The sequence below is a fragment of the Candidatus Izemoplasmatales bacterium genome, assembly GCA_041649275.1.
Taxonomy (GTDB): Bacteria; Bacillota_I; Bacilli_A; order Izemoplasmatales; family Hujiaoplasmataceae; genus UBA12489.
The window spans coordinates 155,736-181,270 of record JBAZNL010000001.1; the positions used below are offsets into that span (position 1 = coordinate 155,736).

Consider the following 25,535-nt stretch of genomic DNA (forward strand, 5'->3'; position numbering starts at 1 on the left):
AATGCCGCCCAAGGGCGGCTTTTTTTCGTGATGGAAAAGGAGCCTTCCGGCTCCTCATTCGTATTGGTAGAGAAACGTCTCGAGACCGACGCGCTTGTCGATCGTGCCGCTCTTCATCCCGAAGTCGAGTTCCTCGAGCCGCGCCAGCCGGTCGAGGACGAAGTCGTCCTTCTGCTCGTTGGCGTTCTTCATGATGTAGTAGGTCCGTCCCTTCGACGCGCCGAAGTACTTCATGACGTCGTCGAACCGCGCCCCCGTCCGGAGCAGTTCCTTCGCGTACAGGATCTCCTGGAACTTGCTCGCCATCAGGGTCGCGACGCTCGCGGGGTCGATGCCCGTCTTGAAGAGGTCCTGAAGCGTCGACGTGACGCTCCAGGCGTCCTTCGCTAGATAGGCGTTGACCAGGTCGAAGACGTTGTCCTCGACGTTCTTGGTGACCACGCTCCGTACCATCTTCACGTCGATCGCGACTTTCTTGCCGGCGAACAGGATCAGCTTGTCGAGCTCGTTTCTGGCGATCCCCTCGGACTCCTTGGTGCGGATCGCGAACTCCTCGAGCGCATCGGCGTCGATCGTGTGCCCGGCCTCCTCGACGCGCCTGCGGGCGACCGCATAGGCGTCTTCCTTGCGGACCGGCAGGCATTCGACGACCGTGGCCTTCTCGGTGAACAAGCGCGCGAGCGCCTTGCGGGAATCGAGCTTCTCGGTGACGACCTGGACGACCAGGACCGTCGTCGGATTCGGATGGGCGAGATACTCCTGGAGCCGTTCGAGGTGGTGTTCCGGTTCCTTCTGCGGCTTCGGCGCCGCCGCCAGGAAGTAGGCGTTGCGCAGGACGACGCCCTTCTTCTCCGACAGAAACGGGATCGTCATCGCCGCCGCGACGGCCTCGTCGACCGTCGTCTCCTCCATGTCGAAAGATTCGACGTCGGCGGGATCGACTCCCGCGGCGGCGAACAGGTCTTCGGTCTTCGACTGGAGCGGCATGCGGTCCGGTCCGTAAAGCAGGGTCACGACTCCGTTCATCCTATCACCGGACCTATTATACCACGCCGGCGGTCCGAAAGGAACACCGAGGCGACGCGGACGAGCTTCCCCGCGGCCTGCGCGAAGCGGTCGTCCTCGGATCGGCTTCCGAGGATGCGGATCCCCCCGGGGAGATAGGTGAAGGTGATCGTTCCGAGCCGGTCGGTGCGGAGGATCGCGGCGCCGGCGGCCGTCAGACGCGAGAGCACTTCCGCGTGCGGATGCCCGTAGCCGTTCGTGCGCCCGACGGAGATCACCGCGACCGACGGCGTCGTCGAGTCGAGGAACTCCTGCGTGGTCGAGGTGTCGCTCCCGTGGTGGCCGACCTTGAGGACGTCGACGTCCGGCCACACGATCCGGCGTTCGACATTCGTGCCGGCGTCGCCCATGAAGAGCCAGCGGTCCGACCCGATCATTCCGTCCAGCACGACCGACCCGTCGTTGTCGTCCGATCCCGCGTTCAGCACCTCGAAGCGAAGCGTTCCGCAGGCGAGGATCTCGCCGGCGGCGACGATCCGCTCATCCGCCCGGCAGTCCGGACAGAGCTCCGTGCCGGAGACGATCGCGCCGATCTCGAGGACGGCGTCGAGATCGCGCGTCTCGCCGTCGTGGTCGCTGTCGCCGTGGGTGAGGACAAGGACGTCGAGGCGTCGGACGTTTTCCTTCAGGAGGTACTCCAGGACGGTGTCGTAGGCGTCGGGCGCACCCGTGTCGACGAGCATCCGGCAGCCGCTTGCGGCGATGTACGTGGCATCCCCCTGTCCGACGTCGAGGACCTTCACGACCGTCGTTCCCGGCAACCGCGGCGAAAGCGACAGAAGCGCGGCTCCCAGAAGCGCGACCAAGGGCGACAAACCGATCCGGCGCTTGCGGGACAGGCGGACCAGGATCAGGCCGACCCCGATCCAGTAGAATGCCTTGGCGAGGTCGGAGGACAGGTTGAACGGGATCGCGAGATCGACGCGTCCGACCGCCTCGAGCGCGAGGAAGAAGCCCCTGCCGGCGAGGTCGAGCACCCCCTCGGCGGCGGGGACGAACCAGCAGAAAAAGGACAGCGGGACCGCCAAACGGTCGACGAACAGGACGAAGACCAGGTTCGCCGGGATCGAGACGGGCGACAGCGCGCCGTTCAGTTCGAGCAGGATCGGCATCGCGACGGCCTGTGCCAGGATCGTCACCGACAGCGTCCGGCGGACCGGATCGGACGCGACGACGAGGCCGCCGCCGAGGATGATCGCGAAGGCCACGAGGTAGGAGAGCTGGAAACCGACGTCGTAGAGCGCGAACGGATGCACCGAAAGCGCGCCGACCGCCGTGAGAGCGATCGCGTCCGCGGGCGGCAGCGGGAAGCGGGTCAGCTTCGCGACCGCAAGCGCGAGATAGGTGGCGGCGGCGCGCACGACCGAAACGGAGAAGCCGGTGACGGCCGCGAAGAAAAAGAGCGAAACGCCGATCGCGACGGCCGTCGCCGTCCTGGAAGCGTGCAGGCGCGCGAGCAGTCTTTCGAGGAACAGCGCGATCGCGCCGACGTGCATCCCCGAGACGGCGAAGAGGTGCGAGACGCCGAGGTCGCGACCCGTTTCCTGCAGTTCCGGGGAGAGGGCGTCGGCGTCGCCGAGGACGAAGAGACCGACCATGACGCGCGCGTCGCCGTCGAAGCGCCGGTCGGCGTCGGCCGAAAGGAAATACGGGATCGCCCCGAGCACGAACCGATGCCCCGTGACCGTCGTCGAACGGGCGCGGCACGTTCCCGCGATCCCGCGTCCGAGCAGGTAGGTGCCGTAGTCGAAGCCGTGCTCGACGGAGCGCGGTTCGAACCCGGACGACCGCGTCGCGACGACGACCTCGTCCCCGGGGCGGACGACGACGCTTCCGTCGTGGAAGACGAGCAGCCTGCCGGCATCCGTCCGGACCACGTACCGATCCTCCTCGACGGAAAGGACGACGCCCGAGAACGATGTCGGAATCGCCTCCGGCAACTGCGCGTCCATCGCCGCGCGGACGACGAGGAAGGCGGAAACGAAGAGCGCGCCGACAAACATCCGGCGCGCTCTTTTCCAGAGATGGAGGAACTCGGCGAAAAGGAACGGCAGCGAGACCGCATGCCGGATGGAAAGCAGCGCCAGGACGGCGGCGATGCCGAGATGGACGTAGTTCCCGCTCTCAGACGCGAATGTCGTCCTTGATCTTCTCATAGACGCTGTCCTTGATGCCGGCGACGTTCATGATCTCCTCGATCGACGCGAACGGCCCGTTCTCGGCGCGGTAGTCGATGATCCGCTGGGCGAGGATGTAGCCGATGCCGTAGAGCGTGTCGAGTTCTTCGACCGTCGCCGTGTTGATGTCGATCTTTCCATCCTCCGCATTGTCCGTCGAGGTGGTCGCGGTTCCGCCCGCGGACGCGGTCGGAACGACGATCATCATTCCGTCGGCGACGCCGGAAGCGAGGTTGATCGAGGCGGTGTCGGCCGATTCCGTCAATCCCCCCGCCAGCATCACCGCGTCGACGACACGGAGGTCGGCGGCGATGCGGTACACCCCGGGGTAGCGGACCGCCCCCTTGACGTCGACGTAGACGTAGGCGGCCGGGGTCGGCGCCAAGACGCCCGGGACGTCCAGGACCATCCCGTCGTAGACGGCCTTGGCGAGATTGACGCGGTCGAGGTCGGCGGTCGCGGTGGCGCCGCCGGCAAGCGCGATCGCGTCGGCGACGGTGGCGTCGCCGGCGAGGACGTAACGTCCGGGGATGTCGACCTCGCCCCGGACCTCGACGACGTAGACGGCCCGCGATGTCGTGGCGGCGGACGTCGCGGCGGGTGCGGCCGAGGTGGTCGTCACGGCCGCGGCGACGGGCGACGCGTCGACCACATCGAGGCTCAGCACGATCAGGCCGCCGACCGACAATAGAAGAAACAGAAAACCCGCATAGCGTTTGACGAATGCGATCAATGGGATCACCTCGTCGAACATATTACGCCGTGCGGGTCTGTTTTGCTATTTGGATTTCTGCAGGACGACGATCGATCGTTCCGGCATGTCGACGCGTTCGAGGACGGTGAAGCCGACCCGGGACGCGATCGCGAGGTATTCCTCGAGCGGATGGGTCTCCTCGTAGATGCGGACCTCCCGCTCGCCGTCGGGAAGATGCAGGGTGACGGTGTGGACGATGCTGTGGAGGGTCTTGCCCCGGTCGCAGCGCCAGTGGAAGTGGAAGTCCTCGTCCTCCTCCGAATAGCCGTCGAGGGCGTCTATGTATTCGGCGGAGAGGATGTCGAAGATGAAGACGCCGTTCTCGTTCAGGGCGTCGTAGATGTTCATGAAGCCGAAGTTCACGTCCTCGAGGTCGGAGAGGTGGTTGATCACGTCCATCGAGGCGATCACCGCGTCGAAGCGTTCCGCGATCGGGTCGAGCATGTCGTAGAGGTAGATCCGGAGCGGCACGCCCCGTTCGTTCGCGCGGTAGCGCACGATCGAAAGCATCTCCTCGGCGAGGTCGGTGGCGGTCACCTCGTAGCCGCGCGCGGCAAGTTCGACCGACAGGTTTCCGGTGCCGCAGCCGATGTCGAGCAGGGTGCCGCGGACGGTGTACTTGTCGAGCAGGTCGAGGTAGCTGTCGTAGACCTTCTGGTCGATGAAGGCGTCGTAGAACGTCGCCAGATTGTCATAGCCGATCGTCGATTCCATCGATCCTGACTTCCTCCCGCTGGATGAAGAGCTTCTCCAGCTGGTAATAGGCGCGTTCGTCCTTCTGCATCACGTTGACGATGATGTCGCCGAGGTCGATGAGGATCCAGCGCGCGTCTTCCGCGCCCTCGACCTTCTTGACCTCGATCTCCGGGACCGCGTCGAACAGGTGGCGGACGGACGCGGCGACCTGGCGCTCGGTGTTTCCGGTGGCGAGCACGACGTAATCGTAGAGAGGCGAGAAGCCGCGGAAATCCCAGATGCGGATGTCCTGCAGTTTCAACCCCGACAAGGCCGTGGCGACGCGTTCCAGCATTGAACTCATTCGTTCCCCTCCAATAGGTGGCGGTATTCCGCCCAGGCGGCGTCGCCGCGTTCGGCGCGTTTCCAGCCGGTGCGGGACAGGATCCGGTTCGTCTCCCGAAGCACGAGCGCGACGCCGCGGTCGAGGTCCTCGAAACAGACGGCGCGGATCGCGGCGTTGTCGAAATCGCGATGCGGTTCGACATAGTCGGCGACGAAGACGATCTTCTCGAGAGTCGACATGCCGGGACGGCCGGCGCTGTGGTTCTCGATCGCCGCGAGGACGTCGGGATCGTCGATCCCGAGTTCGCTCTCGGCGTACTGGACGGCCGCGAGGCCGTGCCAGAGCTGCTCGGGCCAGCGGTCCGCCTCGGCGGGGCCGTAGCGGATGTCGATCCGGCGGCGGAGCGTCGCGGCGTCCTCGTACTTCACGACGTCGTGCAGGAGCGCGGCCAGCCGCGCCTTGACGACGTCGGCGCCGAAGCGTTCGGCGAGCGCCGCGGCGGTGTCGACGACGCCTTCGACGTGGCGGAAGCGGCGGGTCTTGCCGGCGGCCTCGAAACGCATCCGCACGAGCGGAAGCAGTTCCTCGTAGCGATCCATCAGATGATCGCCGGGCGGACGTAGACGCCGACCACGAACGGGGCGTGGACGCGGACGTTGAAGGGACCCCGCAGAGTGACGAAGCCGAGTCCGGAGAAGACGATGTCGTACTTCAGGTTGTCGCGGATCTTGAAATCGTGATAGACCCACTTCGGCAGCTTCTCCTCTTCCGAGAAGGGCGGCGTCAGAAGCGTGTACATCTTGGTCGCGAAGATCTCGTCGGCGCGCTCCGTCTTCGTACGGTGGACGTTCAGGGTGTTGGCGAAATAGGTGACGACGTTGATCCGGTCGCCGGTCTCGCCGGAGACGACGTCGATCCGGGCGAGGCCGCCGAAGAAGAGCGTCTGGCCTTCCGAAAGCTGGAAGACGAGCGGCTTGATCTCCTTCTTGGGGACCGTCATCTTGTAGGAGGGACGCGTCAGGTAGTGGGTGTACTGGTGCTTGTTGATGACGCCGGGGGTGTCGAAGATCATCGTTCCGTCGGACAGCGGGAAGCCGATCAGGCCGATCGTCGTCCCCGGGTTGGACGAGACGGTCACGATGTCCGCGTCGGCGCCCATGTACCGGCGCAGGATCTGGTTGATGATGCGCGACTTGCCGACGTTGGTGGAGCCGACGAGATAGACGTTGCGGTGCCCCTTGTACTTGAAGATCATCTCCATCAGATCGTCGAAGTTGTTGCCGTACTTCGCCGAGATGAGGATGCTGTCGAGGACGGTGAAGCCTTCGATCGAAAGCATCTGCTTGAGCCAGCCGAGGATCTTGTCCTGCTTCACGTTCTTCGGCAGAAGGTCCATCTTGTTGCCCACGAGGATCACGTCGTGGTTGCCGGTGAGACGCTTGATCGCCGGAACGAAGGATCCGGAGAAGTCGAAGATGTCGACGATCTTGACGATCAGCGCGTTCTCGCGGCTGATCTTGTCGATCACGGTCAGATAGTCGTCGTTGGAAAGCGAGAGCGTGATCGCGTCGGAATAGTTGCGGATGCGGAAGCAGCGCTGGCAGAGCAGCCGCTTCGGATCGGTTTCCGCCAGGACCTTTTCGGAGGCGAAGCCCGGCAGGTTCTTGTCGACGCTCTGGATTCTCGCGCCGCAGCCCAAACAGAACAGTTCTTCCATCGAGTCTACCTCTTCTCCCCAAGATGCAATCCGTCGTGGAAGGCGGAATCCGCTCGCTTCAGGTCGGCGAGCGCCCGCCGTTCGAGTGTCCGGTTGATGCGGGTGAACCAGCGTTCGGTCTTGCGTTTGATCGCGTCGACCACGACGACGCGGTACCCCATCCGTTTCCCGCCGTAGACGTCGGTCATGAACTGGTCGCCGACCACCAGGACCGCATTGCGGTCCGGCCGGCCCGCCAGCGCTTCGGCGCGGCGGAAGCCGCTCCGGAAGGGTTTCTTCGCGCCGTGGACGTAAGGCAGTCCGACGGCTTGGGCGAAGGTCCGGACGCGCGGTTCGTGGTTGTTGGAGATCAGCACGATCCGAAACGACGCCGAAAGCCGCTTCAGGAGCGCGGCGGTCGCAGGACCGGGAACCGTCTCGTCGTAGGGGACGAGCGTGTTGTCGACGTCGATGAACAGAACGCGCACGCCGGTTTCCTGCCAATGGTCGTAATCGATGTCGAAGACGGTTCTGCGGTAATCGTCCGGCCGGAAATACGCCCGTTTGAAGAAAATGAGTGCCATTCTGAACCTCCGGATGCTATTTCATATTATACCCAAAAAATCGTCTTCTGTCCAATTTTTTCGACCCGCGGGTCCGTCTCGGGTCTTTTGGCGCACGGCTCTTGCGGGGGTCGGAAAGCGTGATATAATGGATGGGGAAGCGGGGTGGGGACATGTCCGGAAAGCTGTTGACGTCGGAACGAAACGAACTGTTGAGACTGTCGTGGCCGCTGCTTGCTGAGACCCTGCTGGTGATGCTCATCGGGAACGTCTCGACGATCCTGCTCGCCGCCTTCTCCGACGATGCGGCCGGCTCGATTTCGGTGGCCAACCAGGTCGTCGCGATGTTCCATCTCGTCTTCATGATCGTCTCGACGGGAGCCGGCATCCTGATGGCGCAGTACGTCGGCGCGAAGCTGTACGAGAAGACCGCGCGGCTCGGCGGGATGGCGATCTTCGTCGCCTTCCTCCTCGGCGTCCTCGGCACGATCGTGCTGTCCGTCTTCGCCGAGACCTTCCTCTCATGGCTCAACCTCGAAGGAACCTTCCTCGCCTACGGGAAGACCTACGCGCTCATCACCGCGGCCGGCTTCGCGGTCCAGGCGGTCTCGTTCTCGATGTCGCAGATCATCTTCAGCCACGGCTACACCAAGGTCGGGCTGGTCGCGTCGATCTTCGCCAACGTCGTCAACCTCGGCGTCAACTACCTGCTCATCTTCGGCGTTCCGGGACTCCGGATCCCCGCCCTCGGCGTCGCCGGCGCGGCGATCGGCGGCCTCGTCGCCCGACTCGTCTACTTCTCCCTTCTGGCCATCTTCCTCTTGCGCTCGATCGACGTGAAGGTGTCCTTCCGGATCTTCCGTCCGTTTCCAAAGGAAATCCTCGGCGACATCCTCAAGGTCGGCGCCCCGTCGGTCGCCGAAAACCTCTCCTACACCGGATCGCAGCTCGTCATCACCGGCTTCGTCGCCGTCGTCGGCACCGTCGCCGTGACGACCAAGTCGTACTACGAGACGATCGCGATGTTCACGTGGGCGACCGCCGCCTCGATCGCCGGCGGCACGACCATCATGGTCGGCCACCACATGGGGGCCGGCGAACCCGACCGCGCGGTCAGGGTCGTCCGTTTCAGCCGGACCGTCGGACTGATCTCCACCCTTTTCGTCTCGTCCCTTCTGATCTTCACGATCGGCCCGCTCGGCGGCCTCTTCACCGACAATCCCGAGATCATCCGCCTGATGAAGACGATCGTCTTCGTCGACATCTTCCTCCAGCTCGCCCGTTCCCAGAACATGGTGGTCGGCACGAGTCTCAAGGCCACCGGCGACACGCGGTTCCCGCTCTACCTCGCGCTCGTCGTGCAGTGGACGACGATGATCCCGGTCGCCTACCTGCTCTGCTTCACGGCCGGACTCGGTCTTGCCGGCATCTGGATCGCGATCGCCCTCGACGAGCTGCTTCGCGCGATCTTCCTCACGCTCCGCTGGCGCAGGGGGAAGTGGAAGACGCTCTCGCTCGTCCGCCGCAACGCCTGAAGGAAAAACCGCATCCGCGGATCGTGTCTGGATCCGGAGATGCGGTTTTTTTCATGGACGTGGCGCATAGCGCCCGGCGAAGGCGCGGACCGCGATGCCGGAGCGTACGACGTGCGCGCAGAATGCGATCCCGTCTCCTTCGCGGCGCAGGCGGACGAGCGCGGTCTCGCCGGCGAAGAGCGCGTTCCGGTAGGCGATCTCAAGACGGGCGACGGGTTCCGTCGGAAGTCCCGCGGCGGCTGCGGCGGAAAAGACGAGGTCCCAGTAGCGGGCATTGTTGAGATGGCCGTTGCGATCGATGCCAGACGCGGGCACCATGATCGGGCGATCGGGTTCCTCGAGGTCGAAGTCGAGCGTCCCGAACCCGGCCGGATAGGCGTCTTCGGTTTCGAAACGCCGCGGTTCGAGGAGTCCGGGCGTTTCCGCGAGGCGGACCGGCCGGCCGTCGGCGAGGCGGACGAGCGCCCAGCGCGCGACGCCTTCGGCGAACGTGCCCGAACCGTCCGATAGACGGTACATGCGGTCGATCGACGCCGCGGCCGGCGGCGTCGCCCAGGTCTCGATCTGAAGCGGTCTCCCGTCCGGAAGCCTTCGGAATCCGGCGGCGACGCGGACCGCGACCCAGAAGTAGCCGCGCTCCTTCAATGCGTCGTAACCCTGACCGACGCGTTCGTCGTCGTGGACCGACGCGTCGGTGAGAAGCCTCTGGAAGTCGGCGAGGTCGCGGTAGGGCGACACGGTCTCGCGATGGCGGTCAGGCACGGTCGCGTCCCTTCCCGCGCCCGGCTTCCCGCGGCTTCGCGAGACACTTCGGTCCGAATCCGATCAGGTCGGTCCGACCCGCCTTCTCGAGCGCCTCGAGGACGAGTTCGCGGTTCTTGGGCGCGCGGTACTGGATCAGCGCCCGCTGCATCGCCTTGTCGTGCGGCGAACGCGGGACGTAGATGCGCTTCATCGTCCGCGGGTCGAGTTCGGTATGGAACATCGTGGTCGAAAGCGTCCCCGGGGTCGGATAGAAGTCCTGGACCTGTTCGGGATCGTGGCCGAGGTCGCGGACGTACTCGGCGAGGACGACGGCGTCCTGGATCGTGCATCCCGGGTGCGAACTCATGAGGTAGGGGACGAGATACTGCTCCTTGCCGGCTTCGCGCGACAACCGCTCGAAGGTGGACACGAAACGGTCGAAGAGGACCTTCTTCGGCTTGCCCATCGCGTCGAGTACCGGGTCGCTCACATGCTCCGGCGCGACCTTGAGCTGACCCGAGACGTGATGCGTCACGAGTTCGCGGAAGAACGTTTCGTCCTTGTCGTAGAGGAGGTAGTCGTAGCGGATTCCGCTCCGGATGAAGACCTTCTTCACGCCCTTCATCGCGCGCAGCGTCCGAAGGACGTCGAGATACTCGCCGTGATCGACCTTCAGGTTCGGACACGGCGTCGGATGCAGGCACTGCCGCTTCGGGCAGACGCCGTGCTCCGCCTGCCGGTCGCAGGAGGGTCGGTTGAAATTGGCGGTCGGACCGCCGACGTCGTGGATGTACCCCTTGAAGTCGGGCGCGGCGACGATCCGTTCGGCCTCGGCGACGACGGACGCCTTCGACCGTGACTGGACGACGCGTCCCTGATGCATCGTCAAGGCGCAGAACGAGCAGCCGCCGAAACAGCCGCGGTTGATCGCGATCGACATCTTGATCTCGTCCATCGCGGCGACGTGGCCCTTCGCCTCGAGCGCGGGGTGGACGTCGCGCATGAACGGCAGTTCGTAGACGGCGTCGAGTTCGTCGCGGGAAAGCGGCGGCGCCGGCGGATTCTGGACGACATGGACGTCCCGGCACTTCTCGACGAGCGGTCTGGCAACCACCGCATCGGTGTTCTCGTACTGGACCATGAACGATTCGGCGTAGGTCTTCTTCGAGGCGACGATCGCCTCGTAGTCGGGCAGGCGGAGCGCGTCGGGGGGGAGGATCGCGGCGTCGGCCGTCTTCCAGACGGTGCCGCGGAGCCACGTCAGGTCCCGGGCGCGCAGGCCGGAGGCGAGCGAATCGGCGATCTCGACGATCGCCTTCTCGCCCATCCCATAGACGAGGAGATCGGCGTCGGAATCGAGCAGGATGCTTCTTCGGACCTTGTCGTCCCAATAGTCGTAATGACCCAGTCGCCGGAGCGACGCCTCGATCCCGCCGATCACGACAGACCCTTCCGGATCGATCCGCCGGATCGCCTCGCCGTACTTGATGACGGCCCGGTCGGGCCGTTTTCCCATGGCCCCGCCGGGGGTGTATGCATCGGTCGCGCGGCGTTTCTTGGAGACCGTGTAGTGGTTCACCATCGAATCGATGACGCCGGCGTTGACAAGCCATCCGAGCCGCGGGCGGCCGAATTCGAGGAACGCCTCGGGATCGTCCACGGACGGCTGGGAAAGGATGCAGACGGAGTAACCGTGCCGTTCGAGGATGCGGGCGACGATCGCCGTGCCGAAAGAGGGGTGGTCGCAGTAGGCATCGCCCGTGACGAACACGAAATCGGGGACCGAGATCCCCGCTTCGATCATTTCCTTCCTCGAGATCGGCAGAAACGGCATGTCAGACCTCCATGCGGCGGAACAGCGTTCCGAGTTCGCGGCGCAGGCGCCGGTACTCCGGAACCTGCGAAAGCAGCGTGCGGTAGAAGCCCGCCCCGTGGTCGGGATGGGCGAAATGGCAGAGTTCGTGGATCAGGATCGCGTCGAAGTAGCGGCGGTCGAAACGGGCGAGCGCGGTGTTCATCGTGATCGTCCGCGTCTGGAGCGCGTTCGACCCGAAGCGGGTCTTCATCAGCCGGGCGCGGAAGCGGACGCCGGCGGGCACGAGCGTCGACAGCGCCGTCGGCAGGTCAGCCGTCGCATCGGCCGCAGCCTTCAGGATCTCGGCCTTGTAGGACGCCTCCGACCAGTCGGCCGGACGCGGGACGACGGCTCCCCAGAGCCGGATCGTGCCGTCGGGAAGCCGGTCCTTCGCAAGCATCTCGCGTCGGGCGCGCAGGATCCGTTGCGCGTGTCTCCCGACGAACGCCTCGACCTGGGCCGGGCCGAAGGCGGCGTTCGCGGTGATGCGGATCGATCCGTCCGGACGGAGCCGCAGATAGGCGTTCCGGTTGGGTTTGACGACGAGTTCGCAGAAAACGAGTTCTCCGCCGACCGAAAGCAGCGTTTTCATCCGCGCAGGAAGGCGCGCACGAAGGCGGCCGTGTTCGCGCAGATCGCGGCGGCGACGTCGCGGTAGCCGTCGACCTGGCCGGGGGCGTCGATCACGTCGGAGATCCCGCGGATCACGACGAAGGGGACGCCGAAGACCTCGGCGGCGTGCGCGACCGCCATCGACTCCATGTCGACGGCGACAACGTCGGCGGTATGGGCGCGGATCGGCGAAAGCACGGCCGGGTCGGTGACGAAGCGGTCGGCCGAGGCGATCGTGCCGAAGCGATGCGGCATTCCGAGGCGTCCGAGGATCCGCGCGGCCCGCTCGAGGAGCGCCGGATCGGCGAGGGCGTAGAGTTTCTCTCCGGCCATCTGCCCGTAGGGAACGGGATCGATCGCGGTGACGTCGACGTCCGCGTAGAGGACGCGGGTCGCGACCGCGAGGTCGCCCGTGCGCGACGGAAAGACGCCGCCGGCGACGCCGGTGTTGACGACATAGTCGACCTGATAGCGCGAACACATGAGCGCGGCGGTGATCGCCGCGTTCACCTTCCCGACGCCCGACTGGGCGATGACGAGTTCGGTGCCCTCGCAGGTGCCGAGATAGAAGGCCTTGTCGGCGACGCGGACGATCTCGCGAACCGCGACGGCGTCGAGCCACCCGGCGAGTTCCTTGTCCATCGCGACGATGATTCCGACCATGGGATCCCCTCCTTTGAGAAAAAAAGCGGAAACGGGTGCGTTCCGCTACTTGATATCGACGATTTCGACGCTGACTTCCTTGCCGGTTTCGGCCTTGAAGGTGACCTTGGCGCCGCGCTTCAGACCCATGATCGCCTTCCCGATCGGGGACTCGTTGGAGATCTTGCGCTGCATCGGGTTGGCCTCGAGATGGCCGACGATCGTGTAGGAGGCGTCCTCGGGACGACCCTTGAACCGGATCGTGACCGTCTTCCCGATGGCGACGACCTTCGCGTTCGATTCGCGGATGATCTCGACGTTCTTGATGATGTTGTCGAGTTCCTTGATGCGGGCTTCGATGCGGGCCTGCTCGTCGCGGGCGGCGTCGTAGTCGGCGTTTTCCGAGAGGTCGCCCTGGGCGCGGGCTTCCTTGAGCGCCTCGAGGTTGTTCTTGCGGTCGACGTCCGTCAGCTTCTTGCGTTCGGCGATCAGTTCCTCGAGTCCCTTTTCGGTGATCTTGAATGTATTGTCCATGGTTGTTCTCCTTTGGGGTTCGTGACTAGATTATATCACAATTGCCTATTTCAGTATAGACAGCAGTTTCGCGTTGATGAGGTCGACGGCCACGTCGTGGCTATAGTCGTTGGGGATGATGATGTCGGCGTACCGCTTCGTCGGCTTGACGAACTCGTGGAACATCGGCTTGACGGTCTTCAGGTACTGGTCGATGACCGACTCCATCGAGCGGCCGCGCTCGTTGATGTCGCGGCGGAGACGGCGGATGAAGCGCAGGTCGTCGTCGGCCTCGACGAAGATCTTGACGTCGACGAGCGCGCGGATCCGCGGATCCTCGAGCACGAGGATGCCTTCGAGGACGATGATCTTCGCGGGCCGTACGGTCTCGGTCTCCGGCGAGCGCGTGAAGCGGACGAAGTCGTAGATCGGCTTCTGGATCGGGTTGCCGGCGATGAGGGTCTTCAGCTGGCGGATGAAGAGGTCGTTGTCGAGCGCAAACGGGTGGTCGTAGTTGACCGCGCGGCGTTCCTCCATCGTCATCTCGGACTGGTCCTTGTAATAGTCGTCGTGCTTGATCACGACGACGGGGTACTCCGTCAGGTTCGCCATGATCTTGTTCACGACGGTGGTCTTGCCGGAGGAGGATCCGCCGGCGACGGCGATCACGAGGGGTTTCGAGGACATGCGCGTTCACGCTCCTTCTTCAATCGATCGATGCGATCGGGTGGGGGTTAATCCCCCAAAAAAAGGGAAAAGAGTAAGTAACTTACTCTTTGTCCTCTTCGTCTTCTTCGTGCGCGTGGCCGCATTCGCAATCGTCGCCGCAGTCGCAGTCGTCGCCGTGCTCGTGGTCGTGTTCGTGCTCCGCGGTTTCGGCTTCCTCTTCGTCCTCGAGATAGTTTTCGAGGACCTCCTCGACGAATTCCCATTCCGCGTCGGTCTCGATCTGCATCAGTTTGCCTTCTTCGCCCGATTCGGGATCATATGCGGCGGCGAAAACCTCGCCGGATTCGTCGCCGGCGACCTGGTAGACGACGTACGACCGGTTGAACTCGTCCGAATCGAACGTCATGATGATCTCGCACTTGATGTCCTTGCCGTTTTCATCAGTCACGATGAAATATTCCTTTTCGTCCTTTTCCATGGGTTCTCCTACCTTCTGGCGTCGAGATAGCTCTGGAGGATGATCGTGGCCGCCAATTTGTCGACGATCTCCTTGCGGTGCTTGCGCGAGAGGTCCCCCGCAAGCATGGCCTGGTTGGCCATCCGGGTCGAGAGCCGTTCGTCCCAGAGGACGATCGGCACCGCGATCCGCTCCTTCAGGGCGTCCCGGAACGCCTCCGACTTCTTTCCCTGGGATCCGATCGACCCGTCCATGTTCTTCGGATAGCCGAGGACGACGAGACCCACTTTATTATTATCGACAAATCGCTTGACATAGTCAAGGGGCAAATCGAGATTCTCCTCGGGAAAGGTGAACGTCTCGATGCCGGAAGCGAGGATCGCGGAGGGATCGGAACAGGCGACGCCGAGCGTCTTCGACCCGAGGTCGAGTCCGAGGACCTTCATCGGATCGCCCGCCTGACCGCGGCCACGGCCTCGTCCGTCTTCGCGACGTCCTTCCCGCCCGCCTGGGCGAAGTCGGGTCGGCCGCCGCCGTTTCCGTCGCAGATCGCGGCGGCCGTCTTGACGAGCTGGCCGGCATGGAACCGGAGGCTCTTCGACTTGGCGACGAAGGCGACCTTCCCGTCCCGGACCGAAGCGACGAAGACGAGTCCCGTCGCCTGCGCGGCGAGGTTGTCGACGAACTGCTTCAGGGTATTCATGTCGAGCCCGTCGACGCGGCCGACGAAGCTGCCGTCGCGGATCTGGGCGAAGTAGCCGTCGAGCGACTTCAGGGTCGCCGTCTCGCGGCGCGAGGTGTATTCGCGTTCGAGTTCCTTGACGGCCTTCTGGAGGTCGGCGAACTCCTGGCGCTTGGCGATCACGTCGGCGTAGGAGCCGACCGGAACGGCCGCCTGCGGCGCGGCGAAGACGAGGTCGATCCGGTCGACGATCGCCGCCTGGAGGATGCCGTAGGCCTTGCGGTTGAGGTTGTCGATCTCGGCGACGATGCCGTAGAGCGTGTCGGCGATCCCCTGGACGCCGTCGTTGGTCACGGCTTCGATCCGGTAGATGCCGGAGCCGATCGACTGGATCCCGCGGATCGCGAAGCGGCGGATGTCGGAAAGGTTCTTCACGTGCGTGCCGCCGCACAGGTCGAGCGTGTACTTGAGGTCGACGACGCGGACGAGGTCGCCGTACTTCTCGCCGAACTCGGCGATCGCCCCGCGGGCGACGGCGGCGTCGACGGTCATCTGCTTCGTCTCGACCGGGTAGTCCCGGCCGATCATCGCGACGACGCGACGCTCCAGCTCGAGGATCGTCTCGTCGACGATCGGTTCGAAATGGTTGAAGTCGAAGCGGAGCGCTTCCGCGGAGACCTGGCTGCCCTGCTGGGAGACGTGGGTTCCGAGCAGGTCGCGGAGCGCCTTGAAGAGGAGATGGGTGGCCGAATGGTTCGCGGCGGTGGCGCCGCGCTTCTCGATGTCGACCGAGGCGAGCACGACGTCGCCTTCGCGGACGCGCCCCGAAAGGATCGTGACGGCGTGCAGGAACTGCCCGTTCGGCAGTTTCGTGACGTCGTCGACCTGGGCGAAGAACTTGTCGTTCGTGATCACGCCGGTATCGGCGACCTGACCGCCCGAGGTGGCGTAGAACGGCGTCGCCTCGAGGACGATGCCCTCCGGAAAGACCTTGAGGACGCGGGTCTCGGCGGCGGTTCGGTCATAGCCAACGAACTTCGACTTGGCGGTGAAGGCGAGGTGCGCCTCGTTCTGCGATTTCATCGACTGGACGTCCTTGCGGGCGTTTCGGGCGCGTTCCTTCTGCTTCTCCATCTCGGCCTGGAAGCCGGCGAGATCGACGGAAAGCCCGCGCTCCTCGGCGTATTCGGCGGTCAGTTCGATCGGGAATCCGTAGGTGTCGTAGAGGACGAAGGCGTCGGCGCCGGGAATCGTCTTGCCCGGAAGCGAGGCGGCGATCGCCTCGAAGCGCTTCTCGCCGGCGGCGAGGGTCTCGAGGAACTTCGTCTCCTCGGCGCCGATGACCTTCTTCACGATCGCGGTCTGGTCGAGGAGGGAGGGATAGTAGTCCTTCATGATGTCGGCGACGACGTCGACGAGCTCGTCCATGAACGGGCGCTGGATGCCGATCTTCTTGCCGTACTTGACGGCGCGGCGGAGCAGTCGGCGCAGGACGTAGCCGCGGCCCTCGTTGGCGAGGACGGCGCCGTCGGCGACCGCAAAGGTGACGGTGCGGATGTGGTCAGCGATCACCTTGAAGGCCATCTGGCCCTCGTAGGGGACGCCGGCGATCTCCTCGATCTTCTTCATGATCGGCATGAACAGGTCGGTCTCGAAGTTGGTCGGGACGCCCTGGATGACGCAGGTGATGCGCTCGAGGCCGCAGCCGGTGTCGATGTTCTTGTTGGGGAGCTCGGGGTATTCGCTGCGCTTCAGGCCGGCTTTCGCGTTGTACTGCGAGAAGACGATGTTCCAGATCTCGATGTAGCGGTCGTTTTGGATCCCGTCCCTGATCGCGTTCGGGCCGACCGACCCGAACTTCGGGCCGCGGTCGAAGTAGATCTCGGTGCAGGGGCCGCACGGACCCTCACCGATCTCCCAGAAGTTGTCGTCGTCCGTCGGGATGATGTGCGACGGGTCGACGCCGAGTGAAATCCAGAGATCCTTCGTCTCCACGTCGTCCGGATAGATGGTCATGTAGAGGCGGTCCTTGTCGAAGGCAAACCACTTCGGATCGGTCAGGATCTCGAAACCCCACGTCACGGCCTCCTTGCGGAAATAGTCGCCGATCGAGAAGTTCCCGAGCATCTCGAAGAACGTGTGGTGACGAGCGGTCTTCCCGACGTTCTCGATGTCGTTCGTGCGGATGCACTTCTGCGCGTTCACGATCCGCGGGTTCTTCGGCACGATCGAGCCGTCGAAGTACTTCTTAAGGGCGGCGACGCCCGCGTTCATCCAGAGCAGGGTCGGGTCGTCGTTGGGAACGAGCGATGCGCCCTTCTCCACGGAATGGCCTTTCGACTGGAAGAAATCCAGCCACATCTTCCTCACTTGGCTTCCGGTCAGTTGTTTCATGGGTAAACCTCCTCGGCAAAAATAAAGTCGTCCTCTGATCAAGGACGACGAATCGCGGTACCACCTTTGTTCCGGCACGGAGGCCGGCGCTCGAAGTCCTTAACGCGGACGACACGGACGGGATTGGCGTCTCTTGAAAGTGGCGTCGGAATCCGCATCGTTCTGGTCGCACCGTCCCCAGACTCTCTGGTCGTCGCGCATTCCGTAGGCTTTCGCATCGATTTGAGGACATTATACACCATGGAGGCGGGAAAAGCAACGGCGAAGCCGCGAATCACATGAAATCCTCGATCCGGAGGTTGTCCCCGGGCTCGGGTTCCGGCGTTTCGGAAAGGAAGCGCGACAGCATCGTCCGGCGCGGCGGTTCGAGACCGAGGACGCCGCGGCGGAGCGCCGGGACCTCGCCGATCATCACGAGCTTCTCCTTCGCCCGCGTGACGGCGGTGTAGAGCAGTTTCCGCTTCAGCATGATCGCGTGGCTGCGGACGACCGGCATCACCACGAGCCTGAACTCGCTTCCCTGCGACTTGTGGATCGAGACGGCGTAGGCAAGCGTGAGCGCGTCGAGGTCCTTGACGTCGTATTTGACCGAATGACCGCCGAAATCGACGAGCATCTCGCGCTCGTCGAGGATCGCCGTGACAACGCCGATGTCGCCGTTCATGATCCCGTCCTCGGGCTGGTTGACGAGCTGGAGGACCTTGTCGCGGAGCCGGAACGACTTCTCCCCGCGCGTCAGGGCGGGGATCTCGTGGTTCTTGTTGAAGGCATCCTGGATCAGACGGTTCAGGTTGTCGATGCCGCACTCGCCGCGGTACATCGGCGCGAGCACCTGGACGTCTTCGTTCAGGTCGTAGCCGGCGTTCTGGGCCTCGCGGAGGGTCCTCAGGACGAGTTCGGGAACCCGGTCTTCGGGCGCCCTGAACCAGGTGCGGTCGGGCTGGTTCGCGAGCACGTCGTCGGTCAGCCGCTGGTTCAGGATGTCGTAGGCGAGGGCGACGATCGAGGAGCCCTCCGCCTGGCGGTGGATCTTCTCGAGCCGGACGACGGGGAACCGTCCCGAGGCCATCAGGTCGGAGAGGACCTGGCCGGGGCCGACCGAGGGCAGCTGGTTGTCGTCGCCGACGATCACGATCTTGGCGTTGTCGCGGACTGCGCCGAAAAAGCGGAACGCGAGTTCCGCATCCATCATCGAAGCCTCGTCGACGACGACGAGCCTGGCGTCGAGGCGGGCGCGCTCGTCGTAGGCGAAATGACCCTCGAAGTCGTATCCGAGAAGACGGTGGATCGTGGTCGCTTCGCGGCCGGTGGCGTCCGAAAGCCGCTTTGCGGCCTTTCCGGTCGGGGCGCAGAGACGGATCTTCGAAGCGATTCGCGGATCGCCCGAATGCATCGCCTCGTAGGTCGCGACGATGCCCTTGATGACCGTCGTCTTGCCGGTCCCGGGACCGCCGGTGACGATCGTGAAGCGCTGCGAGAGCGCCGTCTCGATCGCGGTCTTCTGGTTGTCGGTGTACTGGATGTCGTTCTGCGCCTCGAAATCGGCGACGTAGGCGCCGACGAGGTCGGGACGGAAGGCCGGATCTGGGCCGGCGGCGTCGAGCAGGCGGCGAGCGATGCCTTTCTCGGCCCTGTAATACGCCGCAAGGCTGTACGCCTCGGCGGTGACGACGATCTTCTCTTCGAGCGCGAGCGTCTCGAGGGCCTCCTCGATCGGTGCCGATTCGATGAAGGTCTCGTCGGCCGCGGTCAGGTACTTTGCGGCGTATTCCATGAGTCTCGCCTTGTCGAGGTAGGTGTCGCCGTACTTGCCGGCGTATTCCTGGAGGAGGAAGAGGATGACCGCCTGGATCCTTTTCGGGTTGTCGAAGCCGAAGCCGATCTTGAGGCCGATCTCGTCGGCGCGCCGGAAGCCGATGCCCTCGACGTCATCGATCAGGACGTAGGGATCGGCCTTGACGACGTCGATCGCCTTGTGGCCGTAGCGGCTGAAGATGCGCATCGCCATCCGGGGGGAGATGTCGAAGCCGTACAGCCAGATGAGCGCCGCCTCCTTCTGGCGGTTCTCGAGGACGGCCTCACGGATCGCCTGCTTCAGTTCCTTGTTCAGCTTGGGGACCTTGTCGAGGGCGGAGACGTCCTGGGCGATCGCGGCGAGCGTGTCCGTCCCGAGGGCGTCGACGATCCGTTCGGCGGTCTTCGGACCGACGCCCTTGACGAGTCCGCTCGAGAGGTAGTCGACGAGACCCGCGCGGGTGTTGTCGACGATGCGCTCGAAGCGCTCCGCGGCGTACTGCTTGCCATAGCGCGGATGGTCGGTGACGGCCCCGTAGAAGCGATATTTGACCGCCGTCTCCAGTTTAGGAAAAAACCCACAGACGACGATCGTGGGTTCGTAGTACGCGAGGCTCTTTTCCGAGGTGTCGGTCAGTTCGACCTTCAGGACGGAATAGGAATTCTCCTCGTTGAAAAACAGGTACTGCCTGATGACGCCCTCGACGTGTTCCATGGGTTCATGATTCCTTTCGATGCGGCGAAACTATTTCGCCATGAACGATTCGATGTCAGCGATCTCCTTCAGGATGCCCGCCGAGAGGTTCTTCCCGCCGGTCTCGGTGACGGCGACGTTGTCCTCGATGCGGATGCCGATGCCTTCCTCCTCGACGTAGATGCCGGGTTCGACCGTCAGGACAACGCCGGGCTTCAGGGGTTCGAGGTAGGTTCCGACGTCATGGACGTCGAGGCCGAGGAAGTGGCTGACGTTGTGGTAATAGTACTTCCCGACCTCCTCGGGGGTCTGGATCAGGCCGAGCCGGACCATCCCGGCGGCGAGCAGGTCGCGGGCGAACTTGTTCAAATCGGCCATCATCAGGCCGGGCCTGACGTAGGCGATCGTCTGCTTGTTCACGTCGAGGACGAGCTGGTAAAGTTCCTTCTGGCGGGGGCCGAACCTTCCCGAGATCGGGAACGTGCGGCTGATGTCGGAGGCATAGGGACCGGACAGCGCGCCGAGGTCGAGGAGCACGAGCGCCCCGTCGGGGACGTCCTTGTCGTTGTCCTCGTAATGGAGCACGGCGGCGTTCTTGCCGGAGGCGACGATCGGGTTGAAAGACATGCCCTCGGACCCGTGCTGCCTGAGCAGGTACTCGTAGTAGCCGGCGATCTCGCGTTCGTTCGTACCGCGGCGGGCGTGCTTCAGGACGCCCTCGATGGCGTAGCGCGAGTGGTCGACGGCATCCTCGATCGATGCGATCTCCTCGGGATCCTTCTCGCGGCGCATCGCGTCGAGGATCTCGCACGCGTCGTGCAGGGCGAGTTCGGGGTAGAGGTCGACGACGAAGCGCGACTTCACGAGCGCGGCGGCTTCGAAGTCAGCTTTCGGGCGGAACAGGTCGAGATAGAGGTGCGCGGGCTTCTGAACGACCGCGCGGCGGTTGTTGGAGAGACAGGTCGCGACGAACTCGCGGAACTCCGTCAGGTAGCGGACGTTTCTCTCGTCGATGCCGGCGATCTCCGCCGCCTCCTCCTTCGTCATCCTCCGACCGAGCCACTTGTTGATGTAGTCGTTCGTCTCCTCGACGAAAAGGAACTCGAACACGCGTCCCTGGTCCTTCAGGATCACCAGGTTCATGTTGGGTTTGGAGAGGCCGGTCAGATAGTAGAAGTTGCGGTTGACTTCATAGGGATAAAACTGGTCGGCGGTCTTGTGGGGCGCCTCGCCGGCGTAGAAGACGGCGATGGCACGGTCGGCCATTCTGGCGAGAAATCGCGCGCGATGGCGCTGGAATACGGCTTTGTCCATGGTTCGCACCTCTGTTTCTATAGAACCATTATATCACGCGCATCCGGTTCAAGGCAGAAAAAAAGCGCGTCGCCGCGCTTTTAGTCGATGAAGTTCAGACGAACGTCGCCGTTCGAGGTGTCGAGGTCGATCGTCGGCTCCAGGGACGTGTTGTAGCGGCCGTCGTTCTTCTCCTCGCCGTCGATGTACATGTCCCCGTTCGACGTCTCCATCAGGATCCGGTAGTGGGCGTAATCGCCCACGATCGCGACGTCGATGCGGCCGTTCGAGGTGTCGACCTCGAGGTCGTCGGCGACGAGGCCGTCGACATCGACGGGACCGTTCGAGGTCTTCAGAACGACCTCGCCCAGGGCGACGAGACCGTCGATGCTGATCTTTCCGTTGGAGGTGCGGAAGGTGACCTTCCCGAAGGCCGTGACGTTTTCGACGTCGAACGCGCCGTTGCTGGAGACCATCTCGAGATCCCCGGCGACGTCGACGTCCAGAAGGTTGATCTCGCCATTGGAGGTGTACGCGTCGATCCCGGTGAGGGCGGTCATGCCGGCGATGTCGATGCCGCCGTTGGACGTCGTCAAGTCGAGGGAGAGGACGGCGTCGGCTGGCAGGTACAGGGTGCAGCCGTAGTATTCCGGCGAGATCGGCCAGAGCCACTGGAAGTCGAACCATTCGAAGCCGAAGTCGAGTTCCTCCTCGAACGCAAGCGAGGTCGCGTCTTCGGTGACGACGACGGGATCCTCGGCGGTCTCGTAGTAGACGATCCGGATCTGGTCCGTCTCCGACGGGACCACGTCGATGCGCTTGTTGGCGAAGACGAGCTTGACGAGTTCGAGGGTGCCGACGTCGTAGGTTTCGTCGACGAGGATGAAGTCGTCGTCGGTGAGACGGTGGAAGGCGCCGGTGCCGCCGGCGATGAGACCGGCGATCACGAGACCGAGACCGACGAGGAAGATGCCGAGTGAGATTCTACCAAGGATTTTCATTTCAGTTCTCCGATCTTCTTTCTGATTTTTTCAACGAATTCGAGACTTTTCTCGATCAGGCCCTTCGAGGCCCGGATCAGCGTTTTGAACCCCCAGATTCCGGCGAGGAACAGACCGGCGCCGATCAGGGCGCCCCCGGCGTACATCATCAGGGTGGCGGTCGTGGGGTCGGCGACGGAGTCGCGGAAATAGGCGACGATCGCGGTGAAGACGAGCGAGACGCCGCTTACGAGGAACGAGAAGGCGAGCGATCCGGCGACGATCACGAACAGGCCGAAGAGCGCGTACGCGGCGATTCTGACGGTGATGTCGAAGACCTTCCGGAGCTGGAAATCCTTCTTCTCCCTGACGTTGGTGACGAACCCTTCGTCCTTTCGGATCGTGCGGACGATCGTCTCGACCGAACCGAGTCGATCGATGAAGTCGGTTTCGTCGTCGCCCGAGTCGCGAGCGTCCTGGATCAGCTCTTCGTAGTAGCGCACGATCTCCGCCTTCTCCGTCGGGGAGATCCCGGTCAGCGCCTTGTCGAGCCTGTAGAGAAATTCGTACCTGTTCATGAACGTCCCCCCTCGGACAGAATGTAATCATAGATGCGCTTGGTCTCTTCGAAGTCCGCGCGCGATTCGCGGAGTTTCGCGACGCCGGCCGCCGTGATGCGGTAGTAGCGGCGAAGCCGCGAGTTGTACTCCTCGGTGAAGGTATCGACGAATCCCTGGCTTTCGAGCCGCTTCAGGATGGGATAGAGCGTCGATTCGGAGATTTCGATGATTCCCGACACGTCCTGGATGATCTTGTATCCGTACGACGCGGCGCTCTTGAGCGAGGCGAGCACGAGCAGTTCGAGAAAGCCTTTTTTCAATTGGGCATCCAACGTAATACCCCCTTACGCATAATACTATACAATGCGTGGTATTGTTTGTCAACCCCTTTTCGCACGATTCGAAAAAAAAAGAAAACCCTCACCGCGAAGGCGAGGGACGATCATGCGGTACGACGCTCGCGCACCCGTTTGACGATCCACCCGAGAAAGAAGAGGAGCGCGTACGCGAGCATCAGCCAGAGGACGTTCAGGGGATGCTCCTGGATGTTGAAGAGCGAGCCGAGGAAGACGATGAAGACGATGATCACGATCCGCGAGACGCCGGTCAGAAACAAGTAGCGTCCCACCTTCACCTTCGTGAACGCGAGCACGTAGTTCATGATCGAACTCGGAAGGAACGGATTGGACATGAGCGCGAGGATCATGGCGGTGTTCCCGCCGGCGGCGATGTTCACGAACCGGCGGCCGAACGGACTCGCCTCCACCTTGACGGCGAACCGTTCGCCCCAGACGCTGCGGATCACCAGGAAGATCCCGAACATCGCCGCAAACGAGCCGACGGCAGACAGGACGATCGTCAGGACCGTACCGCCGGCGGGACCGTAGGCGGCCGAGAGGACGCCGAGGTTGGCGGCGACGATCGCCGTGAGCGGGAGCGACGGGATCAGGGCTTCGACGACGGGGAAAAGCAATGTCGCGAGCGGAGCGATCCAGGCGTGGTCCGCCAGGAAGGCGAGATAGGCGTCGATCAGGTTTTGGATGAACTGCATGGAATCGCCGCCTTTCCTTCGGAGATGAAAAGGAGCATCCTTCCGGATGCCCCTGGTCGGGTTTCGCTTAGATCAGATGGGCGAAGTGCTTGAGGGTCCGGATCATCTGCGAGGTATAGGACATCTCGTTGTCATACCAGGACATGACCTTGACCAGCTGCTTGCCTTCGACTTCCATCACGGCGGTGCAGGAGGCGTCGAACATCGTCCCCTGCGTGATGCCGATGACGTCGGAGGAGACGATCGGATCCTCCGTGTAGCCGACCGTGTCGGACTGCGCGGCCTTGACGGCGGCGTTGATCTCGTCACGCGTGACGTTCTTCTTCAGTTCGACGACGAGGTCGACGATCGAGCCGGTGATGACCGGGACGCGGAGGGCGATGCCGTCCATCTTGCCCTTGAGCTGCGGCAGGACGAGCGCGACGGCTTTGGCGGCGCCGGTCGTCGACGGGACGATGTTGGCGGCGGCGGAACGTCCGCGACGGCTGGCGATGCCGGCCTTGTGCGGGCCGTCGAGGGTGATCTGGTCGTTGGTGTAGGCGTGGACGGTGGTCATGTATCCCTTCACGATTCCGAAGTTCTCATCGAGGATCTTGGCGATCGGGGCGAGGCAGTTGGTCGTGCAGGAGGCGGCGGAGAGGATCGTCTCGGTGCCGGTCAGGGTGTTCTCATTGACGCCGTAGACGATCGTCGGGATGTCCTTCTCCTTGGCGGGAGCGGACAGGACGACGCGCTTCGCGCCGGCCTGGAGGTGAAGGGCGGCCTTGTCACGGGACGTGAAGAGGCCGGTGCACTCGAGGACGACGTCGACGTTGTACTGGGCCCACGGGAGGAGCTGCGGTTCCTTGATCGCGAAGACGGGGATCTTGACGCCGTCGACGACGAGGTCGGTGCCGGCGAAGGAGACGGGCTTGCCGTAGCGGCCTTGGGCGGTGTCGTACTTGAGAAGGTAGGCGAGCTGCTCGGCGTCGGTGAGGTCGTTGATGGCGACGATTTCGAAATCCGGGTTTCCGAACATGACGCGGAAGGCCAGGCGGCCGATCCTGCCGAATCCGTTGATTGCGACTTTGACTGACATTCTGTGATCCTCCTATGGATGGAATCTATCGTGTGACTTCGTTTCTATTCTACAATGTTTCATGCCTTTTTACAACACAATGAACCGGATAAAACGCTTTCAGCACGGGCCCGGAAACGCAAAGGAAAGGGACGGTTTCCCGTCCCCTCGTCCTATTTCGCTTCCGCCTTCCTGGTCGCGCTCATGCACTCCCGAAGGCTGTTCTTGTACTCGCAGTTCTCCGAGCAGTTCTCGCAGAACACCGTCTGGCGTAGCCGCGCCGGGATGAACGCGCGGATCTCGTCCTCGTTGTAGCCCGTCTGCATGATCTTGTCGTTCACGATGATCGGGCGCTTCAGGATCGTCGGGTTGTCGATGATGAAGTCGGCGAGTTCGCCGAACCGCATCTCCTCGGTGTCCATGTTCGAATCCTTGAAGATCTTCGAACGAGTCGAGATGATGTCCTCGAAGCCGTTTTCGGAGAACTTGAGCATGTTGATGATGTCGTCCCTCGTCAGGCGGATGCCGACGATGTTCTTTTCCTTGTAGGCTATCTTGTTCTCGTCCAGCCAGCGCTTCGCCTTGCGGCAGGACGAGCAGCTTGAACTCGTGTACAGCGTGATCATGTTGCCACCTCATCTGCTTTTTAAGATATTATAACACGGAGACCGCGTTTGATAAACCTCTTTTCGGAAGAATGATGGTATAATATACACACCCGCACCAC

The 25,535-nt window shown here is 63.4% G+C and carries 25 protein-coding genes and 1 pseudogene; 1 reads left to right on the forward strand and 25 read right to left on the reverse strand.

Annotated elements, in window-relative coordinates; genetic code table 11:
- Window positions 1-54 precede the first annotated feature (54 nt).
- Genes holA through WC509_00700 form a run of 8 tightly spaced genes read right to left on the reverse strand, consistent with a single transcriptional unit; the run spans window position 55 to window position 7,297 of the window.
- The gene (gene holA, locus WC509_00665; protein MFA5005970.1) at window positions 55-1,026 is read right to left on the reverse strand and encodes a DNA polymerase III subunit delta; all 972 of its coding nucleotides are present in this window, start codon (window positions 1,024-1,026) and stop codon (window positions 55-57) included.
- Window positions 1,023-3,221 (reverse strand): DNA internalization-related competence protein ComEC/Rec2, encoded by a 2,199-nt coding sequence (locus WC509_00670; protein MFA5005971.1) that lies wholly within the window; start codon window positions 3,219-3,221, stop codon window positions 1,023-1,025. The genes holA and WC509_00670 overlap by 4 nt, the downstream gene beginning before the upstream one ends.
- A complete protein-coding gene (locus WC509_00675) occupies window positions 3,190-3,975 on the reverse strand; it encodes an SLBB domain-containing protein (GenBank protein ID MFA5005972.1) in 786 nt (261 codons plus the stop codon). The genes WC509_00670 and WC509_00675 overlap by 32 nt, the downstream gene beginning before the upstream one ends.
- A 45-nt stretch (window positions 3,976-4,020) precedes the next feature.
- On the reverse strand, window positions 4,021-4,710 hold the full coding sequence (locus WC509_00680) for a class I SAM-dependent methyltransferase (GenBank protein ID MFA5005973.1): 690 nt from the start codon (window positions 4,708-4,710) through the stop codon (window positions 4,021-4,023).
- Window positions 4,688-5,035 carry a ribosome silencing factor gene (rsfS, locus tag WC509_00685; GenBank protein ID MFA5005974.1) on the reverse strand — a complete coding sequence of 116 codons (348 nt, stop codon included), beginning with the start codon at window positions 5,033-5,035 and terminating at the stop codon, window positions 4,688-4,690. The genes WC509_00680 and rsfS overlap by 23 nt, the downstream gene beginning before the upstream one ends.
- The gene (yqeK, locus tag WC509_00690; protein ID MFA5005975.1) at window positions 5,032-5,616 is read right to left on the reverse strand and encodes a bis(5'-nucleosyl)-tetraphosphatase (symmetrical) YqeK; all 585 of its coding nucleotides are present in this window, start codon (window positions 5,614-5,616) and stop codon (window positions 5,032-5,034) included. Before yqeK ends, rsfS begins: the two co-directional genes overlap by 4 nt.
- Window positions 5,616-6,734 (reverse strand): ribosome biogenesis GTPase YqeH, encoded by a 1,119-nt coding sequence (gene yqeH / locus WC509_00695; protein MFA5005976.1) that lies wholly within the window; start codon window positions 6,732-6,734, stop codon window positions 5,616-5,618. Before yqeH ends, yqeK begins: the two co-directional genes overlap by 1 nt.
- Window positions 6,735-6,739: 5 nt before the next feature.
- Window positions 6,740-7,297, reverse strand: a complete 558-nt coding sequence (locus tag WC509_00700) for a YqeG family HAD IIIA-type phosphatase (GenBank protein ID MFA5005977.1) — start codon at window positions 7,295-7,297, stop codon at window positions 6,740-6,742.
- Window positions 7,298-7,449: 152 nt separating this feature from the next.
- Here WC509_00700 and WC509_00705 point away from each other — a divergent pair, with 152 nt between their 5' ends.
- The gene (locus WC509_00705) at window positions 7,450-8,811 is read left to right on the forward strand and encodes an MATE family efflux transporter (protein ID MFA5005978.1); all 1,362 of its coding nucleotides are present in this window, start codon (window positions 7,450-7,452) and stop codon (window positions 8,809-8,811) included.
- Window positions 8,812-8,862: 51 nt separating this feature from the next.
- On the opposite strand, the gene WC509_00710 is transcribed toward WC509_00705, so the two are convergent.
- The 17 genes and pseudogenes from WC509_00710 to WC509_00790 form a co-directional block, all read right to left on the reverse strand.
- The gene (locus WC509_00710) at window positions 8,863-9,573 is read right to left on the reverse strand and encodes a hypothetical protein (protein ID MFA5005979.1); all 711 of its coding nucleotides are present in this window, start codon (window positions 9,571-9,573) and stop codon (window positions 8,863-8,865) included.
- Complete coding sequence (locus WC509_00715) at window positions 9,566-11,389, reverse strand: YgiQ family radical SAM protein (GenBank protein ID MFA5005980.1); 1,824 nt, start codon at window positions 11,387-11,389, stop codon at window positions 9,566-9,568. The genes WC509_00710 and WC509_00715 overlap by 8 nt, the downstream gene beginning before the upstream one ends.
- Window position 11,390: 1 nt before the next feature.
- A complete protein-coding gene (locus WC509_00720; protein MFA5005981.1) occupies window positions 11,391-12,002 on the reverse strand; it encodes a YgjP-like metallopeptidase domain-containing protein in 612 nt (203 codons plus the stop codon).
- Window positions 11,999-12,685, reverse strand: a complete 687-nt coding sequence (locus tag WC509_00725) for a 5'-methylthioadenosine/adenosylhomocysteine nucleosidase (GenBank protein ID MFA5005982.1) — start codon at window positions 12,683-12,685, stop codon at window positions 11,999-12,001. Before WC509_00725 ends, WC509_00720 begins: the two co-directional genes overlap by 4 nt.
- Before the next feature lie 45 nt (window positions 12,686-12,730).
- Entirely contained in the window at window positions 12,731-13,198 is a 468-nt protein-coding gene (greA, locus tag WC509_00730; GenBank protein MFA5005983.1) for a transcription elongation factor GreA, read from the reverse strand.
- Between the two features lie 45 nt (window positions 13,199-13,243).
- On the reverse strand, window positions 13,244-13,864 hold the full coding sequence (gene udk, locus WC509_00735; GenBank protein MFA5005984.1) for a uridine kinase: 621 nt from the start codon (window positions 13,862-13,864) through the stop codon (window positions 13,244-13,246).
- An 82-nt stretch (window positions 13,865-13,946) separates the two neighbouring features.
- Window positions 13,947-14,324 (reverse strand): DUF1292 domain-containing protein, encoded by a 378-nt coding sequence (locus WC509_00740; GenBank protein MFA5005985.1) that lies wholly within the window; start codon window positions 14,322-14,324, stop codon window positions 13,947-13,949.
- 8 nt (window positions 14,325-14,332) lie between these two features.
- Complete coding sequence (gene ruvX / locus WC509_00745; GenBank protein ID MFA5005986.1) at window positions 14,333-14,749, reverse strand: Holliday junction resolvase RuvX; 417 nt, start codon at window positions 14,747-14,749, stop codon at window positions 14,333-14,335.
- Complete coding sequence (gene alaS, locus WC509_00750) at window positions 14,746-17,379, reverse strand: alanine--tRNA ligase (GenBank protein ID MFA5005987.1); 2,634 nt, start codon at window positions 17,377-17,379, stop codon at window positions 14,746-14,748. The genes ruvX and alaS overlap by 4 nt, the downstream gene beginning before the upstream one ends.
- Before the next feature lie 274 nt (window positions 17,380-17,653).
- Window positions 17,654-19,888 (reverse strand): ATP-dependent RecD-like DNA helicase, encoded by a 2,235-nt coding sequence (locus WC509_00755; GenBank protein MFA5005988.1) that lies wholly within the window; start codon window positions 19,886-19,888, stop codon window positions 17,654-17,656.
- 30 nt (window positions 19,889-19,918) lie between these two features.
- Window positions 19,919-21,181: an aminopeptidase P family protein gene (locus tag WC509_00760; protein ID MFA5005989.1), complete on the reverse strand. Its 1,263-nt coding sequence runs from the start codon at window positions 21,179-21,181 to the stop codon at window positions 19,919-19,921.
- An 80-nt stretch (window positions 21,182-21,261) separates the two neighbouring features.
- Window positions 21,262-22,161: a DUF4097 family beta strand repeat-containing protein gene (locus tag WC509_00765; protein MFA5005990.1), complete on the reverse strand. Its 900-nt coding sequence runs from the start codon at window positions 22,159-22,161 to the stop codon at window positions 21,262-21,264.
- Complete coding sequence (locus tag WC509_00770) at window positions 22,158-22,718, reverse strand: DUF1700 domain-containing protein (protein ID MFA5005991.1); 561 nt, start codon at window positions 22,716-22,718, stop codon at window positions 22,158-22,160. The genes WC509_00765 and WC509_00770 overlap by 4 nt, the downstream gene beginning before the upstream one ends.
- Window positions 22,715-23,020: a PadR family transcriptional regulator gene (locus WC509_00775; GenBank protein MFA5005992.1), complete on the reverse strand. Its 306-nt coding sequence runs from the start codon at window positions 23,018-23,020 to the stop codon at window positions 22,715-22,717. Before WC509_00775 ends, WC509_00770 begins: the two co-directional genes overlap by 4 nt.
- A gap of 122 nt (window positions 23,021-23,142) precedes the next feature.
- The gene (locus WC509_00780; GenBank protein ID MFA5005993.1) at window positions 23,143-23,751 is read right to left on the reverse strand and encodes a hypothetical protein; all 609 of its coding nucleotides are present in this window, start codon (window positions 23,749-23,751) and stop codon (window positions 23,143-23,145) included.
- A 67-nt stretch (window positions 23,752-23,818) separates the two neighbouring features.
- Window positions 23,819-24,829 (reverse strand): type I glyceraldehyde-3-phosphate dehydrogenase, encoded by a 1,011-nt coding sequence (gap, locus tag WC509_00785; protein ID MFA5005994.1) that lies wholly within the window; start codon window positions 24,827-24,829, stop codon window positions 23,819-23,821.
- A 248-nt stretch (window positions 24,830-25,077) separates the two neighbouring features.
- Window positions 25,078-25,434, reverse strand: a pseudogene (locus WC509_00790) (Spx/MgsR family RNA polymerase-binding regulatory protein).
- Window positions 25,435-25,535: the final 101 nt, after the last annotated feature.

Excerpts from the sequence above, each read along its gene's own strand:
- holA (MFA5005970.1), bottom strand. The coding sequence starts at position 1,026 with ATGAACGGAGTCGTGACCCTGCTTTACGGACCGGACCGCATGCCGCTC.
- WC509_00670 (MFA5005971.1), bottom strand. The coding sequence starts at position 3,221 with ATGAGAAGATCAAGGACGACATTCGCGTCTGAGAGCGGGAACTACGTC.
- WC509_00680 (MFA5005973.1), bottom strand. The coding sequence starts at position 4,710 with ATGGAATCGACGATCGGCTATGACAATCTGGCGACGTTCTACGACGCC.
- rsfS (MFA5005974.1), bottom strand. The coding sequence starts at position 5,035 with ATGAGTTCAATGCTGGAACGCGTCGCCACGGCCTTGTCGGGGTTGAAA.
- yqeK (MFA5005975.1), bottom strand. The coding sequence starts at position 5,616 with ATGGATCGCTACGAGGAACTGCTTCCGCTCGTGCGGATGCGTTTCGAG.
- yqeH (MFA5005976.1), bottom strand. The coding sequence starts at position 6,734 with ATGGAAGAACTGTTCTGTTTGGGCTGCGGCGCGAGAATCCAGAGCGTC.
- WC509_00700 (MFA5005977.1), bottom strand. The coding sequence starts at position 7,297 with ATGGCACTCATTTTCTTCAAACGGGCGTATTTCCGGCCGGACGATTAC.
- WC509_00705 (MFA5005978.1), top strand. The coding sequence starts at position 7,450 with ATGTCCGGAAAGCTGTTGACGTCGGAACGAAACGAACTGTTGAGACTG.
- WC509_00715 (MFA5005980.1), bottom strand. The coding sequence starts at position 11,389 with ATGCCGTTTCTGCCGATCTCGAGGAAGGAAATGATCGAAGCGGGGATC.
- WC509_00720 (MFA5005981.1), bottom strand. The coding sequence starts at position 12,002 with ATGAAAACGCTGCTTTCGGTCGGCGGAGAACTCGTTTTCTGCGAACTC.
- WC509_00725 (MFA5005982.1), bottom strand. The coding sequence starts at position 12,685 with ATGGTCGGAATCATCGTCGCGATGGACAAGGAACTCGCCGGGTGGCTC.
- greA (MFA5005983.1), bottom strand. The coding sequence starts at position 13,198 with ATGGACAATACATTCAAGATCACCGAAAAGGGACTCGAGGAACTGATC.
- udk (MFA5005984.1), bottom strand. The coding sequence starts at position 13,864 with ATGTCCTCGAAACCCCTCGTGATCGCCGTCGCCGGCGGATCCTCCTCC.
- WC509_00740 (MFA5005985.1), bottom strand. The coding sequence starts at position 14,324 with ATGGAAAAGGACGAAAAGGAATATTTCATCGTGACTGATGAAAACGGC.
- ruvX (MFA5005986.1), bottom strand. The coding sequence starts at position 14,749 with ATGAAGGTCCTCGGACTCGACCTCGGGTCGAAGACGCTCGGCGTCGCC.
- alaS (MFA5005987.1), bottom strand. The coding sequence starts at position 17,379 with ATGAAACAACTGACCGGAAGCCAAGTGAGGAAGATGTGGCTGGATTTC.
- WC509_00755 (MFA5005988.1), bottom strand. The coding sequence starts at position 19,888 with ATGGAACACGTCGAGGGCGTCATCAGGCAGTACCTGTTTTTCAACGAG.
- WC509_00760 (MFA5005989.1), bottom strand. The coding sequence starts at position 21,181 with ATGGACAAAGCCGTATTCCAGCGCCATCGCGCGCGATTTCTCGCCAGA.
- WC509_00765 (MFA5005990.1), bottom strand. The coding sequence starts at position 22,161 with ATGAAAATCCTTGGTAGAATCTCACTCGGCATCTTCCTCGTCGGTCTC.
- WC509_00770 (MFA5005991.1), bottom strand. The coding sequence starts at position 22,718 with ATGAACAGGTACGAATTTCTCTACAGGCTCGACAAGGCGCTGACCGGG.
- WC509_00780 (MFA5005993.1), bottom strand. The coding sequence starts at position 23,751 with ATGCAGTTCATCCAAAACCTGATCGACGCCTATCTCGCCTTCCTGGCG.
- gap (MFA5005994.1), bottom strand. The coding sequence starts at position 24,829 with ATGTCAGTCAAAGTCGCAATCAACGGATTCGGCAGGATCGGCCGCCTG.